This is a genomic window from Synechococcus sp. R55.7 (genome assembly GCF_047461955.1).
Lineage (GTDB): Bacteria > Cyanobacteriota > Cyanobacteriia > Thermostichales > Thermostichaceae > Thermostichus.
The window spans coordinates 1-2,010 of sequence record NZ_JANSIC010000218.1 but is presented as its reverse complement, the minus strand read 5'-3'; the positions used below and the strand labels follow the sequence as shown (position 1 = coordinate 2,010).

3 protein-coding genes are annotated in these 2,010 nt (G+C 54.4%); all 3 read left to right on the top strand.

All coding sequences use genetic code 11. The features are described from left to right. On the top strand, positions 1–283 hold a 283-nt coding region (locus NW820_RS10530; RefSeq protein ID WP_414407452.1), incomplete at its 5' end, for a DUF1636 domain-containing protein. 11 nt (positions 284–294) lie between these two features. Next, the gene (locus tag NW820_RS10525; RefSeq protein ID WP_414382008.1) at positions 295–1,164 is read left to right on the top strand and encodes a (2Fe-2S) ferredoxin domain-containing protein; all 870 of its coding nucleotides are present in this window, start codon (positions 295–297) and stop codon (positions 1,162–1,164) included. Between the two features lie 237 nt (positions 1,165–1,401). Continuing rightward, complete coding sequence (locus tag NW820_RS10520; RefSeq protein ID WP_414351961.1) at positions 1,402–1,809, top strand: hypothetical protein; 408 nt, start codon at positions 1,402–1,404, stop codon at positions 1,807–1,809. Positions 1,810–2,010 lie beyond the last annotated feature (201 nt).

Genomic DNA, 2,010 nt, shown 5'->3' with positions numbered 1-2,010 from the left:
TAGCAAGGGAGAAATGCTGCTGTCTGCCCTGCAATCCCAAACCCTCCACCCCCAACTAACTCTAAAACCAGTTGCCTGTATGAGCGCCTGCAGCCATGCTTGCGTTGTTGCGTTGGCAGCACCTCAAAAGATGACCTATGTTTTTGGAGATCTGGATCCAAAAGATGTGGAGCTGATTCTGCAGACAGCAGAGCTCTACCTAACCAAGTTGGATGGGATCCTACCCTGGGCCGAGCGCCCTCTCAAAAAAGGGGTGATTGCTCGTATTCCACCACTACCTTGAGGAGCTCTCTCATGGCCGCTTTCACGCCCTGGATAACCCCTCTCCATCAAACTTGGCAGGAAGTTTCTTTAACGGGTTGGACAACCCTTTATGAAGGGATCCCTGCCCACATCGACTGCTTGGGGCCGTTGCTCTACGAGCTGTTTCAAGAGCACTGGGCCGAGATCCAGGTGGGCCATGTGGCGGAAGGCGGGGTGCTGGAGCTGGCTTTCAAGAAACCTCCAGCTTTGTGCGTGCTCTACGATGGCTATCTAACCGTTGCCACCGAAACTTGGCACCTGCATTTGTGCCTGGAGGAGCACCAAGGCGGCCCCCATCGCAAGACCCCACCCGAGCTGCGCCGCAAAAGATTGGTTAGCCGTGCTGCTCTCTACCGGCGCCTCAATCCCCAAGGTCAGCCCCGCATGTGGGGAATCCAATTCTGGAATGGAGCAGAAGAGCCTTTGCTGCAGATTTTTCTGCCCAGCCCCTTTTTGGGGCCAGAGGAAGACTACCTGCCGGAAGGCAAAGCAGATTACCAAAAGCTTTCTCTTTACGAGCGCATCCGCGCCATCTATGTGCAGGGGAAAGAGCGGATCCCCTATGAGGATAACCCTCTTAAACGTCCCTACCTTGCCGTCTGTCGTTCCAGCCGTTGTTATCCTTCCCGCAACTACCAACCGGTTGTGGAAGCTCTGGAATCGGCTCTTCGAGAAGCCAACCTGGACGTACAGGTTATCACCTCAGGCTGCTTGGAAGTTTGCCAACAGGGGCCCGTGGTTTTTTACTCTGGGGATCGCACCTGGTACAAGCGGGTTACTCCCCAAGTAGCTCGGCAAATTGTTTTTGAGCATTTGCTTAATAGCTGTCCTCTGAAAGACCACCTTTTTCCAGGAGATTAAAGCATGATTGGCCTGCAATCGAGTGCTCAACCTATCCCCAGCTCTCGCCGCTTAATCCCAGCCCCACTTTGGATACAAGCTGCTCAAGATTTGGCCCGAGGCTGGTTCTGGCCCAGCTTGTTTACCACCGTCGGCTGTCTCAGCAATATTGCTTATACATGTACCCTTCCTTTTGTAACTGTTGGTATTGTTGCAGGCACAACTTTAACCCGCCAAAGGGCAATCATTAGTGCTTTGATGATTTGGCTGGCCAACCAAATCTTTGGCTACACCTGGCACAACTATCCCCGCACTCCCGATTCGTTTGCCTGGGGGTTGGTGCTGGGGATCGGCACGGTGGGGATTGCTCTTGCTGGCGGTTACCGACCTCTGTTTTCTCAGTCCAAGCCGCTTCGGCCAAGGCAACTGCTGCTGAACTATCTCTGGATCCCGGCCATGCTCATCTTGGGGTTTCTGGCTTTTGAAGGGCTGATTTTGGCCGCCGGCCTGGTTTTGGGGGGAACGGAGGGCCTGACCCTGCCCATTCTGGGCAAAATCTGGCTGCACAACTGGCTGTGGACAGGACTTTGGATCGGGATCCACACCCTGCTGGTGTGGGACAGAGGACGTCGCCGGGTGTGGCTTGGAGAGGAGAAACTGCGGTGAGCTGCTCCCGTACAGGCCCTTCCCATCCCGTCAGCGGTGCGGAGCACTTTTGCAGTGATCTAGAGCATCCCCAAGAGGGATCCAGGCCAAAATAGGGGCGACCTATGTGGGAGGGGATCCCTTTGCAACTCAGTCGCGTTAACAGTGAGCATGACTCTAGTCAATGATACGCTGGACTATACTGAAAATAATGTACAGTAT

Excerpts from the sequence above, each read along its gene's own strand:
- NW820_RS10525 (WP_414382008.1), top strand. The coding sequence starts at position 295 with ATGGCCGCTTTCACGCCCTGGATAACCCCTCTCCATCAAACTTGGCAG.
- NW820_RS10520 (WP_414351961.1), top strand. The coding sequence starts at position 1,402 with ATGATTTGGCTGGCCAACCAAATCTTTGGCTACACCTGGCACAACTAT.